This window comes from Devosia sp. P2_G7 (genome assembly GCF_056403495.1).
In genome coordinates, this window is record NZ_JBFUFI010000014.1 from 101,760 (window position 1) to 116,797 (window position 15,038).

Genomic DNA, 15,038 nt, shown 5'->3' on the forward strand with positions numbered 1-15,038 from the left:
ATCCACGTGAAACATTGAGCTAACGCTCTGCAGCCATTGTACAAATTGCCAGAAGCGCGCGGCGGCTGACGGTGTCGGCGAGCCCGTAGCGCTTGCGGCTGTCGGCGACGGCGAGCTGCAGGCGATCCAGCGCAGCGCTCAGCGCGTCGTCGGTCCAGAGGCGCAACTGGCGCTCGATCGACGAGCGGCGCGAGAAGTGCGGCTTAGGGCGGGCGTTGTCGAGCACAGCGCCGGGGGACTTGCCACTGTCGACCTCGACGCGCCAGCGGCGGAGCGTGGTGAAATGGCTCAGCGCGCTGGCGAGGATCTGCTGCGAGTTGACGCTCTGGGCGATGGCGCGCTCGAGCGCGGTGTCCAGATCAGCGGCATGGCCGGTGCCGGTGGCGTCGACGACTTCGTCGAGGACGAGGGCGGCATTGTCGGCGCAGAGCGTCAGAATGTCGTTGCGTGTCAATAGCTTGGAGTCGGCGGCGAATAGAACGACCTTCTCGAGCTCGCGGCGAGTGATCTCGCGGTCGTTGCCAAGCGTGTCGCGGAGAGCGGCGACGGTGTCCTGGTCAGCGCGGATGCCGGCCTTGGAGAAGGTCTCGGAGATCAGGCGGCCGAGCGATTCGTCATTGTCGGGGTAGCAGGGCAGCGCCCGGCCGAGTTTCGCAGTCTCCACCAGGGCGCGGAGCGGATCCTTGGGGGTGAGGTTGCCCGCCTCGAGGATGATGATAGAGCCCGGATTGTCGCGCAGTTCGGTGAGCGGCATGACCAGCGACTTGCCGGCGCTGCGGACGCGAATGACGCGGCGATCGCCGAACAGCGAGGTCGTCTTGGCCTCGACGGCGAGGCGCGACGGGTCGGCATCGAGCTCGGCGCCGTCGAGGATGACGAGGTTCATGCTGTCGGCATCGTTGCCGGCATAGCGTCGCGCGAGGCGCTGGCCGGTTTCACGGACGAGGCCGGCATCGGGGCCGTAGGCGAGGATTATCCCAGCCTCGAGGTCCGGCCGGTCGACGAAGCGGCTGACTTCGTGCGCCTTCAGCGCCCCCATCAGGTGGCCGACTGGGCGAGCGCGCCGAGGAGGGTGAGGCGCACGGTCTCCGCCAGCTCGCGCGCGGCGCGCTCGATGGCCAGGCGCTCGGCTTCGGAGGCGGCGAGCGCCTGGCTGTCGGTGGTGTAGAGCGCGGCGGCAGAGCGGGTGGTGGACAGGACGATGGAGCCGTCAGCGGCGACCAGCTCGATCTTGGCAGTGACCGTCGCCTCGCGTTGCTCGGCGGGGCGCGTGACGCCGGACCGCGTCAGCTTGCGCGTCGTATCCGAGGTAGTGATGCGGACGGTGGGGCTTGCCGGATCCGTGGCGCGGCCGAAACGCAGGGCCAGTTCCTGGTAGATGATCTGCTCGGCGCGGCTATTGGGTTTCGAATAGTTCAGCGCATGCCGTTCGGTGCCGATGCCACGCTCGCCATAGACCGGGGTCAGCCCGGTGCAGCCGGCAAGCGCGGTCGCGCCGAGCAGGCTCAGCGCGACAAACGCGTGACGCAGCAGCGACTTAGACGACCACATTGACGATCCTGTCGGGGACGATCACCAGCTTCTTGGGCGGCTTGCCTTCCAGCATGCGGGCAACTGCCTCGAGTGACAAGACCTCTTTCTCGACCAGTTCCTTGGCGGCGCCGACGGGGACAGTGATCTCGCCGCGGCGCTTGCCGTTGACCTGGACGGGGAGGACGACGGTGGACTCGACCAACAGCGTCGGATCCGCCACCGGCCAGCCGGCGTCGACGACCAGGCCGGTCTTGCCTAGCGCGGCCCAGCAGGTCTCGGCGAGGTGCGGCATCATCGGGGCGACGAGCTGTACCAGGCGCTCCACCGCCTCGCGTAGGGCGTCGCGCTGTGCCGGCGACACGCTGCTGGCGACCGATTGCGAGAACTTGGCGATGGCGTTGGAGAGCTCGTAGATCTGGGCCACGGCGCGGTTGAAGCGCAGACCCTCGATCTCGCCGCCGACATTGTTGACGGCGCGATGCACCACCTTGCGGAGCTCCAGCACGCCAGCGTCGCCGGTGCCGGTGAGGCGGGCCGCAATGTCGTCCTCGAGGTCAAGGAAGTCGCCGACCAGCTTCCAGACGCGCTGCAGGAAGCGGCTGGCGCCTTCGATGCCGGCCTCCGTCCACTGCACATCGCGCTCCGGCGGGGAGTCGGACAGCATGAACCAGCGGGCGGTATCGGCGCCGTAGGTCGAGACGATCTCGTCGGGATCGACGACGTTCTTCTTGGATTTGCTCATCTTTTCGATGGAGCCAATGACAACGGTCTCGCCGGTCTGCAGCATGCTGGCGCGGCGCTCGCCGTCGACCTGCTCGATCCGGATGTCGGCGGGGGAAACCCATTCGCCATTCGGACCGGAACCGAGTTGATAGGTCTCGTGCACCACCATGCCCTGGGTAAACAGGCCCTTGAACGGCTCCTCGATGTTGAGGTGGCCGGTCTGCTTCATGGCGCGGGTGAAGAAGCGCGAATAGAGCAGGTGGAGGATCGCGTGCTCGACACCGCCGATATACTGGTCGACCGGCAGCCAGGTGTTGGCGATGCCCGGAACCGTCGGGGTGGCGGCGTGCGGATCGGTGAAGCGGGCGAAATACCAGGAGCTATCGACGAAGGTGTCCATGGTGTCGGTTTCGCGCTGCGCCGGGCCGGCGCATTGCGGGCAGGCGACATGCTTCCACGTCGGGTGGTGATCGAGCGGATTGCCGGGGCGATCAAAGCTCACGTCCTCGGGGAGGACGACGGGCAGGTCCTTGTCCGGCACCGGGACGGCGCCGCAGTTCTCGCAATGGATCACCGGGATCGGGCAGCCCCAGTAGCGCTGGCGCGAGACGCCCCAGTCGCGCAGGCGGTAATTCACCTCGACGGTGCCCTGCGGGCGGTTGTCGACGACGCGGGCGGCGAAGTGCTCGGCGATCGCTTTCTTGGCGGCTTCGATCTCGAGGCCATCGAGGAAGCCCGAATGGAAGATGCGGCCGGGTCCGTTGTAAGCCTCTGATTCGACTTCGAAATTATCGGCGTCGGCGCCGTCGGGCAGGACCACGGGGATCACCGGCAGGTCGTAGCGGCGGGCGAAGTCCAGGTCGCGCTGGTCGTGGGCAGGGCAGCCGAAGATGGCGCCGGTGCCGTAGTCCATCAGCACGAAGTTGGCGATATAGACCGGCAGGGTGGCACCGGGCTTGGTCGGGTGCTTCACGTGCAACCCGGTGAAAATGCCCAGCTTTTCGGCCTTGTCGATGGTCTCGGTGGCAGTGCCGTGGCGCCGGGTTTCGGCGATGAAAGCCGCGATCTCGGGGCTATCCGAGAGGGCGGCGGCCAGAGGATGATCGGCCGAAATGGCGATGAAAGAGGCGCCGAAGATCGTGTCCGGCCGGGTCGTGAACACCTCGATGGACGTGAACTGCTGCCGGAACTCTGCCGTCAGCTCGAACAGCAGGCGCAAGCCCTCGGACTTGCCGATCCAGTTGCGCTGCATGACGCGCACCTTCTCGGGCCAGTGGTCGAGGGTGTCGAGTGCTTCTAGCAGGTCCTCGGCGAAATCGGAGACTTTGAAGGCCCACTGGTTCAACTCGCGCTGCTCGACGACGGCGCCAGAGCGCCAGCCGCGCCCATCAACCACCTGCTCGTTGGCGAGCACGGTCATGTCGACGGGATCCCAATTGACCTTGGATTTCTTGCGGGTGACGAGGCCCTCGCGCAGGAAATCGAGGAACAGCTTCTGCTGCTTGGAGTAGTACTCGACGTCGCAGGTGGCGAACTCGCGACTCCAGTCGATGCCGAGGCCGATCGACTTCAGCTGCTTCCGCATGGCGGCGATATTGGCGTAGGTCCAGCTCTTGGGATGAACCTTGTTCTGCATGGCGGCGTTTTCGGCCGGCAGGCCGAAGGCGTCCCAGCCCATCGGGTGCAGCACGTTGCGGCCCATGGCACGCATGTAGCGCGCGAGGACGTCGCCCATGGTATAGTTGCGGACGTGACCCATATGGATGCGCCCGGACGGATAGGGGAACATCTCGAGCACGTAGTAGGGCTTGCGGCTGTCGTCGTGCTTGACCTCGAAGGACTTGTTGTCCTCCCAGGCCTTCTGCCAGCGTGGCTCTTCGACACGCGGATTGTAGCGTTCGGTCGTTCTACCAGTCACTTCGGGACAGTCCTTAAGCCGCAGATTGCGTTGCGTTCGTGGGGTTTTTTGGCTACCGGACCTTCATCAGAATTCCGTTAACCGGTCAACAGAAGCGCTATGCAGAACGCCGCTGAAAGCCTCGAATACATCAGGTCCAGGATCGAGCGCGCGCACCAGCGGTTCGGTCCGCCGCCGGATAGCGTGGAGCTCGTCGCCGTCTCCAAGACCTTCGATGCCGCAGCAATCCGGCCGTTTCTTGACGCGGGGCAGCGGGTATTCGGGGAAAACCGTGTGCAGGAGGCCAAGGAAAAGTGGCCAGAGCTCCGGGCTTCCTATGACGGCATAGAGTTGCACCTGATCGGGCCGCTGCAGACCAACAAGGCGCGAGAGGCGGTGGCGCTGTTCGACGTGATCCAGACGGTTGACCGCGACAAGCTGGCGGGCATCCTGGCCGAGGAGATGAAGCGGGCCGGGAGGCGCCTGCCGGTATTTGTGCAGGTCAATATCGGGCAGGAGGAGCAGAAGGCGGGCATCGCGCCGGCGGACGCGGCGGCGTTCGTGGGGCGCTGCCGGGACCTGCATGGCCTCGATGTGGTGGGGCTGATGTGCATTCCGCCGGAGGCCGATCCGCCGGGCCCGTACTTTGCCCACCTAGCCTCACTGGCGCGAGATGCCGGGGTTGAGAAGCTGTCGATGGGGATGAGCGGCGACTTCGAGACGGCGATCGCCATGGGAGCGACGCATGTGCGAGTGGGTAGCGCTCTGTTCGGGGCGCGGGATGTTATGGCGCCGTAATATCCTAGCAGTACAGGCGTTCGGTGACGAAACGCACCAGAGCGGGAAGATCGCAAAATGACCATCGCGACCGAACTCGAACTCGCGCCGAGCCACCCGACGCTGGGCGAGGCTACGGCCGTCTGGGCCAGGATCGGCCTGTTGAGTTTCGGTGGGCCGGCGGGGCAGATCGCGCTGATGCACAAGGAACTGGTGGAGGAGCGCCGCTGGATCGCGGAGGGCCGGTTTCTCCATGCGCTCAACTTCTGCATGTTGCTGCCCGGACCCGAGGCGCAGCAGCTTGCGACCTATATCGGCTGGTTGCTGCACGGCACGAAGGGTGGGGTGATCGCTGGCGTCCTGTTCGTGCTGCCGGGCTTCATCGTCATCATGGCGCTATCGGCGCTCTATGCGGCTTTTCACGAGACGAGCTGGCTGGCGAGCCTGTTCTTCGGGCTGAAAGCCGCAGTGCTGGCGATCGTCATCGAGGCGGTCATCCGCGTCGGCCGCCGGGCGATCAGGAACCAGGTGATGCTCGCCATCGCGATCGTTGCCTTCCTGGCGCTGTTTGCGTTCAACGTGCCGTTCCCGGTCGTGGTCCTGCTCGCCGGGCTGGTCGGATATGTGGGGACACGCGCCAATCCGGCGATCTTCGCCCCCGCCGGGCATAGGGCGGCCGCGATGGACCACCCCTCGGTCATAGGGGCCGGCTTCGTTGCCGGCCATCCGTCGTCGGTGAGGATGATTGGCACTGTTGCAGCCTGGCTGGCGCTGTGGATTGCGCCCTTGGTGCTGATTGTCCCTGCACTTGGCTGGGGCAGCACCTTTGCGGTGCTGTTGACGTTCTTTTCGCAGATGGCGGTGGTGACGTTTGGCGGTGCTTATGCCGTTCTGGCCTATGTGGCGCAGGAGGCGGTGCAGAATTTCGGCTGGCTGCAGCCGGGCGAGATGGTCGATGGCCTGGCGCTGGCGGAAACCACGCCGGGGCCGCTGGTGATGGTGCTGAGCTTTGTCGGGTTTCTCGCCGCCTACCGCGATCCCGGTGGGCTCAGCCCGATGCTCGCCGGGCTGCTCGGCGGCGCGCTCACCACCTGGGTGACGTTCGTTCCTTGCTTTCTCTGGATCTTCCTCGGGGCGCCCTATGTCGAAGGGCTGCGCTCGAACAAGGCGCTGTCGGGAGCGCTAAGCGCGATCACCGCAGCCGTGGTTGGCGTGATCCTGAACCTCGCTATCTGGTTCGGGCTACACGTGATTTTCCGCGACGTAGGGGTGTTACACGCCGGCCCGGTGACGATAGCGAGCCCTGACTGGGGATCGATCAACTGGATCGCGGTAGGGCTTTGCCTCGTTGCTGTCGCTTGCCTGTTCCGGCTCCGGCTTGGCACCCTGAGGACGCTCGCCATCTGCGGCGGACTAGGGCTGCTGGTGCTGTTGCTGCCCGTCTAGCTCCCGGGCCGATCGGGGCCATGCTCTTGCGACGGGAAACCGGTCCACGAGCCTCGCATTGTCAGCGAATTGTCAGCTTCCCGTCAGGATGACGTGGCTAGAGATTATTTCACCATAGGCGCGCAAGGGGTGAAACCTAGTCATGTCAAATCACGTTTCTCCCCTCACGACGGTGTCACGCCGTTTTGATTGGCCGGTCACAAGGCCCCAGAATAACTCAGGAATTCAAAGCCTATGGCTTGGGGTAACATCATGAATAGACGGCGCATCCTGATTGTCGACGACGATGCCGACCTTCGGAAGACTCTGATCGAGCAACTGACGCACTATCGCGAGTTCGATCTGGTGGAGGCGGAATCAGCGTCCGAGGCGCTCGGCAAGGTCCGCGGCGCGCATGTCGACCTGATGCTGCTCGATGTGGGGCTGCCGGACATGGATGGCCGCGAGGCGGTCAAGATCATGCGCCGCGAGGGCTTCAAGAGCCCGATCATCATGCTCACCGCGCAGGACAGCGATTCCGATGAGATCCTGGGGCTGGAATCGGGCGCCAACGACTATGTGACGAAGCCGTTCCGGTTCTCGGTGCTGCTGGCGCGTATCCGCGCCTCGCTGCGCCAGCACGACCAGAGCGAGGACGTGGTGTTCACCATCGGGCCCTACAGCTTCCAGCCGGCGGCGAAGCTGCTCGAGGCGCCGGATGGGGCCAAGGTGAGGCTGACCGACAAGGAAACCTCGATCCTCAAGTACCTCTACCGGCAGGGCCCGAAGACCATCACCCGCGAGATCCTGCTCAAGGAAGTGTGGGGCTACAACAACCGGGTCACCACGCACACGCTGGAGACGCATATCTACCGACTGCGCCAAAAGATCGAGCGCGATCCGTCAAATGCGCGGCTACTGGTGACGGAAGACGGCGGCTATCGGCTGGTGCCGTAGGGGCACCGGCCACAAATCCCACCAGAACGGGCCGTTGGATCGGCCTCGTGCTTTTGTGCTCGATTCCGTTCACTCGCCGCCGAACTGGCGAATGATGCGGAATCGTGTGCATTAGCAATGGCATGATCAAGACTGTGCGAATCGCCGCCGCCCAGACACTGGAGTATCGGGAAGACATCGATGCTGCAGTGGCGTCGATGGTCGACTTCGCCGTGCGGGCGGAGGCCGAGGGGGCGCGGTTGCTGTGCCTTCCGGAGGCCTTCCTGCAGGGGTATCTCCCGACGAGTCAGCGGCGCGACGCGTTGCGCTGGACCTTCGTTCGCCAGAGTTCGGGGCTGTCGTCGACCGTCTGCCCAAGACTGGGCCGATGATCGTTCTCGGCCTGATCGAGGTCGATGAGGGGCGGCTGTTCAATACGGCCGTGGTGATCGACCGAGGCCGCTTGGTCGGGCAGTACCGGAAGGTGCATCTGCTCGCTGGCGAGGCCGCCTTCGAGGCCGGAACCGAGACGCCGATCTTCACGGTCGATGGGCTGCAGTTCGGTATAAACATCTGCAACGATACGAACTTTCCCGAGGCTGCGAGGAAGCTGGTCGACCTCAACGCGGAGTTGATCGTCTGCTCGGCCAACAACATGATGCCACGGGCCAAGGCAGAGGCGTTCAGGGCGGTGCACAATGCGGTGCGGTGCGAGCGCTGCCGGGAGACGGGCCTTTGGCTCGTATCGGCAGACGTGACCGGCGAGCGGGATGGACGAGTCGCGTGGGGGCCCACGGCTATGCTTAGTCCGAAGGGCCAGGTTGTGGCGGAGCTGCCGCTGGAAGCGCCTGGGCTGTTGATCTTTGATATGCCGATAGCTGCGCGAGATGTCGCGGGCGCTGTGCAATAGCTGACGGCTGGAGGGTGGGCGTCGTCGGTGCATAACTTTTGCTCTCGTCTTGGACGCTGCAAAATCGATTCCTGACAGCGGCAAGAAATGCTCTATATCGGGGGCCGGGGCACAACCGGGCGCGTAAGCGTCCGGAGTGTGACAACGGTCCGGGAATGGGGCGGGATGCAACTCGACGACGCGGCGACGATTCTGGGACGCGCGGATTTCTTCGAAATCTGCGACGCCGAACAGCGGCGATTGCTCGCGTTCGCCTCGGAACGGAAGAAGTTCCGCCCAGGCAGCGTCATCTATGCGTCCGGCGACCAGCCGGAGGGCGCGCATGTGCTGGTCTCCGGCACGGTGTCGAGCACCCAGGACGGGGCCGAGGACAATCCGTACCTGATCCATGATGTCGGCGCGGTGCTGGGAACGATGGCGCTGGTGGTGGCCAAGCCCCGGCCGGTGACGATCAAGGCGATCGATGCGGTGGAAACGCTGTTCGTGCCGCGCACCGCGTTCATGAAGCTGGCGAACCAGTATCCGGAGCTTGCGGCCCGCGCGGCAGACCGGATCCGGCGGGAGCTGACCAGCTATCTCGGAGCGATCGAGGAGACGCGGGGGCGGTTCCGCAAGGGGTAGGCGTCGGAACCTGCCGCCACTCTTGTTCCACGTGAATCAGTCAGCGATGACGGCTTCAGCTTCGATTTCGACCAGCCAGTCGGGGTCGACGAAAGCGGCAACCTGCATGAGCGTGGTGACCGGGCGGATCACGCCGAAGACTTCGGCGTGGGCGCGGGCGGCGTCTTTCCACAGCGCGATATCGGTGAGGATGATGCGGGTGCGGGTGACGTCTTCGAGGCGAGCGCCGGCGTCGGCGAAGGCCTTGGCGACGATCTCGAGGCAGCGCCTGGTCTGGCCGTAAACGTCGCCGACGGCTGCGGTGCCGCCTTCCGCCTTGATCGGGGCGGTGCCGCCGACCACGACGATGTTGCCGACGCGGACGGCGCGGGAGAAGCCGATCACCGGTTCGAGGTAGGAGCCGGAGCTGACGAGCTGGCGGGGCATTCGGTTACCTCAGGAGAAACGGGCGATGACGGGGACGTGGTCGGAGGGTTTTTCGCTCCAGCCGCGGGCCGGCTTGATGATTTCGGCGCCGGCGGTGTGGGCGGCGACATCGGCGGTGGTCCAGATGTGGTCGAGGCGACGGCCCTTGTTGGCCGCCTCCCAATCCTTGGCGCGGTAGCTCCACCAGGAATAGAGCTTCTCCTCAGCGGGGAAGTACTTGCGCACGACGTCGACCCAGCCATGGCCGCCAGTGAGCAGGGCGTTGAGCGCCTCGGTCTCGACGGGGGTGTGGCTGACGACGTTGAGCAGCTGCTTGTGGCTCCAGACGTCATGCTCGAGAGGGGCGATGTTGAAGTCGCCGCAGATCAGCTGGCGTTCCTTGAAATGGTCCTCGCCGAACCAGGCCTTCAGCTCGGCGAGGAAGCCGAGCTTGTGCTTGAACTTAGGGTTGATCTCGGGATCGGGCTCATCGCCGCCCGCCGGGATGTAGAAATTGTGAACGGTCATGCTGCCGATCGGCGAGGTAGGGCCGAGATCGACCAGCGCCGAGACGTGGCGGCTCTCCTCGATCTCGCAGAACACGCGGCTCGAGATGTCGGTCAGCGGGTATTTCGAGACGATGGCGACGCCATGATAGCCCTTCTGGCCATGGACAGCGTGGTACGGATAGCCGGCGGCGGTGAAATCCTTGCGCGGGAACTGGTCGTCGAGGCACTTGATCTCCTGCAGGCACAGGACATCGGGCTGGTACTGGCGCAGGAAATCGAGCACTAGCGGCAGCCGCAGGCGAACCGAGTTGATGTTCCAGGTGGCAAAGCTCGTCGGCATAAGGAAGGCGCCTTGGTTTGGGAGAGGCGCTTCTTATGCCGAGGGGAGGGGACAGCGTAAAGCCGGAAACGGCGCCCGCTGCCTTCCTCGTTTCAGCTCGGTTTCGGGGTCAGCTTTCCTTGGGCGCGGAGACGGCGCGGAAGGTCGGATCGATGTAGAAATAGGACTTCGGGATGTCGACGTCCTTGTCGACATCGTAGAGCGAGAAGGTCAGTTCGGCGCCGGACGGCTCGGTCAGCGTCCACTGCTTCATGTCCTTGCTCTCGGTATCGAAGACCAGCGCGACGCGGACAACGCCAGCGGGGGTATCGTCCTGCAGGGTCAGTGAGAAATAGTCGTCGGACTGGGCGACCGCGACGATATTGGCCTTGAACAGATCGATCTTGGTATCGAGGAACTGGCGCAGCGGTACCTTGTCCTGGGGGTAGGCGTACTGGGTCTTTTCCTTGCGATCGACGACATAGAAGCCGCGGCCGATGGAGACGATCTGCTCGTAGGAGGGCGGATTGTAGCGGAACAGGATCTTACCCGGCCGCTCGAGGAAGAAGGTGCCCTCGATGCGCTGGCCGCGGGTATCGATCTGGAGGAACCGGCCGACCATGGTCTTGATCGCGGAGTTGTGCTCGTTGATCTCGGTGATCAGCTGCCGCTCGGCATCGGTGAGCGCGCGCGGCTGCGCGGCGCCCTGTTCCTGCGCCAAGGCTGAAAAACCGGCAGGGAAGGCGGCGAGCACGGCGGCGAAGGCGAGAAAACTGCGGCGGATCATCCTGGTGACGTTCCTTCATGGTCGCGAATTGTGAGCATGCCTCTAGATAGGAATTGCGGCAACAGGTGGAAGGTTCCGGCCGGTCAGGAATCCTCGGAGCGTTCCTTCTTGCCACGGGCGATCTCGGTGGCGAGCGAGGCGAGCTTGTGGGTCCAGAAGCCGCGGAAGCGCTCCAGCCAATCGTCGATGTCGCGCAGCGGAGTGGTGTCGAGGCTGTAGACGCGGCGGGTGCCCTCGGGGCGGACAGTCGCGAAGCCGGTGTCGCGCAGCACTTTGAGGTGCTGGCTGACGCCGGCCTGGCTGATGCCGAACTCGGCGGCGATGACCTCGACGACCTCGCCCGAGGCGTGCTCGCGCTCGGCGAGCAACTCGAGGATGCGGCGGCGAACGGGGTCGCCGAGGACGTCGAAGGCGTGCATCACATCTCCGGAGGCGGGGCTTCGCCGGTGTAGAACCGGCGGGTCGATTCGGCGGCCTCGAGGGCATGGTCCCTGTCCTCGCCGGCGGCAATAGCGGCGCGGCCCCAGTCGCTGCTGGCGGTGCGGATCAGCACCTTGGCTTCGTCCGAGGTTGCCCAGGCGCCCAGGCCTTCGGCGCGGACATCGGCATCGGGCCTAGCGAGATGAGCCGAGAGGCCGAGGAAGCTGAGGTCCCAGCCGACGCCCACGGCGCCGGGGCCGAAGTTGTCCCAGTGCGGACTGATCGGCGCGATGTGTTCGAGTTCGAGCCGCGTGCCTGCGTCGTCCGGCGTCAGGGTCAGGTTGACCCAGCTCACGGCCCCGGCGAATTCCCAGGTCAGGCTGGCGCTCTTTTGCGGGACGCACCCAGTCACGGTGCCGCTGGCATTGCCCTCGACATGGTAACGTCCGCCGACCTGCAGATCGCCAGTAACTGGCGCGAACCAGCGCTTGAGCCGTTCCGGCTGGGTCAGGGCGTCCCACAGGTCGGCCGGAGTGGTGTTGTAGACGCAACTGGCAATCACCGCTTTGGCGGGCTGGCCGTCTTTCTCGAGATTGCGGACGCTGCGGGTCATGGCGCCAAGGTGGGCGGCGATATCGAAAGCCACGGTCTTCTCCTTATCTCAGTCTCGACTTATATAAGCACAGGCTGAAATAGCGTGTCGAGTCTGTCAGCGGAGGAGAGGTCTGGGGCCTGATCGGCGATGGCGAGGCCCCTCCCCCGCTGTTCGGGGGAGGGTGAGAGATCGCGTCAGTAGCCGTCGGAGTTGTTGCCGACGAGGATCTCGCGCTTGCCGGCGTGGTTGGGGGCGGAGATGACGCCTTCCTTTTCCATGCGCTCGATCAGCGTTGCGGCCTTGTTGTAGCCGACGGCGAGGCGGCGCTGGATGTAGGAGGTCGAGACCTTCTTGTCGGTCAGCACGACGTTGACCGCCTTGTCGTAGAGCTCGTCGCCCGAGCCGCCGTACTCGTCGCCATCACCGCCGGCCGTGCCGCCTTCGTCCATCTCGTCTTCGTCGGCGACGATGGCATCGAGATAGTCCGGGGCGCCCTGCGACTTCAGGTGATTGACGACGCTTTCGACTTCGCTATCGGCGACGAATGGGCCGTGGAGGCGCCGGATGCGGCCGCCGCCGGCCATGTAGAGCATGTCGCCATTGCCCAGCAGCTGCTCGGCACCCTGCTCGCCGAGGATGGTGCGGCTGTCGATCTTCGAGGTCACCATGAACGAGATGCGGGTGGGGAAGTTGGCCTTGATGGTGCCGGTGATGACGTCGACCGACGGGCGCTGGGTGGCGGTGATGACGTGGATGCCGGCGGCGCGGGCCATCTGCGCCAGGCGCTGCACCGAGCCTTCGATTTCCTTGCCGGCGACCATCATCAGGTCGGCCATCTCATCGATGATGATGACGATGAACGGCAGCGGCTGGAGGTTGAACTCCTCGCTCTCGAAGATCGCCTCGCCGGTTTCGCGGTCGAAGCCGGTCTGCACGGTGCGGGTGATGACCTCGCCCTTGGCGGCGGCCTCGCCGACGCGCTGGTTGAAGCCGTCGATGTTGCGGACGCCGATCTTACTCATCTTGCGGTAGCGGTCCTCCATCTCGCGGACGGCCCACTTGAGGGCGACGACAGCTTTGGATGGGTCCGTGACGACCGGAGTGAGGAGGTGCGGGATGCCGTCGTAGATCGACAGTTCCAGCATCTTGGGGTCGATCATGATCAGGCGGCACTGCTCGGGAGTCATCTGGTAGAGCAGGCTGAGGATGAAGGTGTTGATGCCCACCGACTTACCCGAGCCGGTGGTGCCGGCGATGAGCAGGTGGGGCATGCGGGCGAGATCGGCGATGATCGGCTCGCCGCCAATGGTCTTGCCGAGGCAGATGGGGAGCTTGCCCTTCATCTTCTCGAAATCGGTCGAGGCGAGCATTTCACGCAGGTACACAGTCTCGCGCTGCTCGTTGGGTAGCTCGATGCCGATGGCGTTGCGGCCGGGGACGACGGCGACGCGGGCCGAAATGGCGCTCATCGAGCGGGCGATGTCGTCGGCGAGCGAGATGACGCGGCTCGACTTGATGCCGGGCGCGGGCTCGAGCTCGTAGAGGGTGACGACCGGGCCCGGGCGGACATTGATGATGTCGCCCTTGACGCCGAAATCGGCCAGCACGGATTCGAGTTTGCGCGCCATCGCCTCGAGACGCTCGGGCGCATGCTCGGGGCTCGGACCCTTGTGCTTGGGCGGGGTGAGCAGGCTCAGCTCGGGTAGTTCGAAGCCGTGCGGCTCGTCGAGGAAGGAGCCCTGGGCTTCGCGGGCGGCGCGGGTGCCGGGCTGCGGACGGGGAGCGGGGGCAGCGACGCGCGGCGACACCACGGGGGCCGCCTGATGGGCGGCCGGGACGTGCGGCATCGGGGCGGGACTGCGCGAGGCGGCCATCGGGCCACGCAGCGGAGTCTGCATCTCCCAGCGCGGGATATCGGCATCTTCTTCGGGCTCGGGCGGATAGTCGTCGAACGGCGGCTCTTCGTGCGCCGCGACGATCGAGCGGCGCTCGACAGTGAGGGCGGGCTCGGCGCGAACGGCCGGTGCAGCGGACGGGGCACGACCGTGGAGGCTTGGCTCAACCGCCTCGCCGCGCCACGCTTCGGCTTCCGCCTCGGCGGCCCGGCGCTCGGCGATGCCAGCGCGGGCGCGGCGGAAGGCGGTGCGGGCCGAGAAGCCGAGATGCACTGCGGCGCCGAGCATGATGTCGAAGATCGAATCGCGGTCGGGACCGTCGTCGTCGGGGGCCGCGGCGGCAGCCTTGCCGCCGGCGGTCTTGGCGCGGGCCTTGCCCTTGGGCAGCTCGGGGAGGGTGACCTTGCCAAGGCCCATGGCGATCCAGAACAGGGCAAGCGTCGGCGCGGCGATGATGATGGCGAAGAGGATTGCGGTGACCGGCTGCGGCGTGGCGCCGGTGGCGAGGATGGCGAGATTGGTGAAGCTCGAGCCGACGAGGCCGCCGAGGCCGGTAGGCAGCGGCCAGCTTTCGGGCGCGACGATGAAGGCGAAGAGGCCGCAGCTCAAGAGGGTCGCCGCGACCCAGGCGAGGAGGCGCAGGCCCATGCGCGAGGGAACGCGATGACGAATCAGCCCCCAGCCCCAGAGCGAGGGCGGAACAAGGAGGGTCAGCACGCCCAGGCCGAAGACCTGGAACGCCATGTCGGCGATGACGGCTCCGGGAAAGCCGAGCCAGTTCCGCGCCGGCTCGCCCGAGGCATAGGAGAAGCTCGGATCATCCACCTGCCAGGTGGCGAGGGACACCAGCACGATGGCCACGAGGCTGAGGATGATCGCGCCCATCAATCGGACGGGGATGCGAATCGCTATGGCGGGGGCGGTTTCTCGACGGGCGTCTTCGAGCAGGTGCTGTGCCGGCATCGTCTGGTACACTCTACAAACGGAACGCTGAACCGGCGGCAGACGGCGCGCCGATCGAAGGCTGATCCTAGGGGGTTAGGGTTAACTCGGAGCTAACCGGGAGCGGAGTGGGGTGGCCGGTGACGGGGCCGCAGCGTCTCAGGATTGGGGTGAGATCACGACAAGCGAACAGGTCCGACAGCCTCTCGGCTTCGGAGTTTTCAAAGAACCTTCCCCTTTCGAGGAAGACGAAGCGGGACCGGCGAGGCGTTTGCCCCGTAGCGGTAGTCCGCAGATGAAAGAGGCTCACGCCTCGCCGGCCGGCCGGGGTTTTGGGCCTATGC

Annotated in this window: 13 protein-coding genes and 1 pseudogene; 5 read left to right on the top strand and 9 right to left on the bottom strand. The window is 65.5% G+C overall.

All coding sequences use genetic code 11. From position 1 onward, the window contains the following. Positions 1-19: 19 nt before the first annotated feature. The 3 genes from holA to leuS are packed head-to-tail and all read right to left on the bottom strand — an operon-like array spanning position 20 to position 4,174. On the bottom strand, positions 20-1,039 hold the full coding sequence (gene holA, locus AC1DWU_RS20410) for a DNA polymerase III subunit delta (RefSeq protein WP_477151846.1): 1,020 nt from the start codon (positions 1,037-1,039) through the stop codon (positions 20-22). Next, on the bottom strand, positions 1,039-1,551 hold the full coding sequence (gene lptE, locus AC1DWU_RS20415; protein ID WP_477151847.1) for an LPS assembly lipoprotein LptE: 513 nt from the start codon (positions 1,549-1,551) through the stop codon (positions 1,039-1,041). The genes holA and lptE overlap by 1 nt, the downstream gene beginning before the upstream one ends. Beyond that, on the bottom strand, positions 1,538-4,174 hold the full coding sequence (gene leuS / locus AC1DWU_RS20420; protein ID WP_477151848.1) for a leucine--tRNA ligase: 2,637 nt from the start codon (positions 4,172-4,174) through the stop codon (positions 1,538-1,540). The genes lptE and leuS overlap by 14 nt, the downstream gene beginning before the upstream one ends. Positions 4,175-4,273: 99 nt before the next feature. Between leuS and AC1DWU_RS20425 the strand changes: the two genes are divergently transcribed. From AC1DWU_RS20425 to AC1DWU_RS20445, 5 genes and pseudogenes are all read left to right on the top strand, one after another. After that, positions 4,274-4,951 carry a YggS family pyridoxal phosphate-dependent enzyme gene (locus tag AC1DWU_RS20425; RefSeq protein ID WP_477151849.1) on the top strand — a complete coding sequence of 226 codons (678 nt, stop codon included), beginning with the start codon at positions 4,274-4,276 and terminating at the stop codon, positions 4,949-4,951. A 57-nt stretch (positions 4,952-5,008) separates the two neighbouring features. Further along, positions 5,009-6,376, top strand: a complete 1,368-nt coding sequence (gene chrA, locus AC1DWU_RS20430) for a chromate efflux transporter (protein ID WP_477151850.1) — start codon at positions 5,009-5,011, stop codon at positions 6,374-6,376. Between the two features lie 252 nt (positions 6,377-6,628). Continuing rightward, positions 6,629-7,312, top strand: a complete 684-nt coding sequence (locus tag AC1DWU_RS20435) for a response regulator transcription factor (RefSeq protein ID WP_477151851.1) — start codon at positions 6,629-6,631, stop codon at positions 7,310-7,312. 125 nt (positions 7,313-7,437) lie between these two features. Then, positions 7,438-8,201: pseudogene (locus AC1DWU_RS20440) on the top strand (carbon-nitrogen hydrolase family protein). Positions 8,202-8,366: 165 nt separating this feature from the next. Beyond that, positions 8,367-8,822 carry a cyclic nucleotide-binding domain-containing protein gene (locus tag AC1DWU_RS20445; protein ID WP_477151852.1) on the top strand — a complete coding sequence of 152 codons (456 nt, stop codon included), beginning with the start codon at positions 8,367-8,369 and terminating at the stop codon, positions 8,820-8,822. A gap of 36 nt (positions 8,823-8,858) precedes the next feature. Here the strand turns inward: AC1DWU_RS20445 and AC1DWU_RS20450 are convergent, their stop codons facing one another. From AC1DWU_RS20450 to AC1DWU_RS20475, 6 genes are all read right to left on the bottom strand, one after another. After that, positions 8,859-9,248 carry a RidA family protein gene (locus AC1DWU_RS20450; RefSeq protein ID WP_477151853.1) on the bottom strand — a complete coding sequence of 130 codons (390 nt, stop codon included), beginning with the start codon at positions 9,246-9,248 and terminating at the stop codon, positions 8,859-8,861. 9 nt (positions 9,249-9,257) lie between these two features. Then, entirely contained in the window at positions 9,258-10,076 is an 819-nt protein-coding gene (gene xth, locus AC1DWU_RS20455) for an exodeoxyribonuclease III (protein ID WP_477151854.1), read from the bottom strand. A gap of 109 nt (positions 10,077-10,185) precedes the next feature. Further along, positions 10,186-10,842, bottom strand: coding sequence for a LolA family protein (locus tag AC1DWU_RS20460; RefSeq protein WP_477151855.1), 657 nt, complete (start codon positions 10,840-10,842; stop codon positions 10,186-10,188). 83 nt (positions 10,843-10,925) lie between these two features. Further along, the gene (locus tag AC1DWU_RS20465) at positions 10,926-11,261 is read right to left on the bottom strand and encodes an ArsR/SmtB family transcription factor (RefSeq protein ID WP_477151856.1); all 336 of its coding nucleotides are present in this window, start codon (positions 11,259-11,261) and stop codon (positions 10,926-10,928) included. Next, the gene (locus AC1DWU_RS20470; RefSeq protein WP_477151857.1) at positions 11,261-11,908 is read right to left on the bottom strand and encodes an SRPBCC family protein; all 648 of its coding nucleotides are present in this window, start codon (positions 11,906-11,908) and stop codon (positions 11,261-11,263) included. Before AC1DWU_RS20470 ends, AC1DWU_RS20465 begins: the two co-directional genes overlap by 1 nt. 143 nt (positions 11,909-12,051) lie before the next feature. Next, entirely contained in the window at positions 12,052-14,715 is a 2,664-nt protein-coding gene (locus tag AC1DWU_RS20475; protein WP_477151858.1) for a DNA translocase FtsK, read from the bottom strand. Positions 14,716-15,038 lie beyond the last annotated feature (323 nt).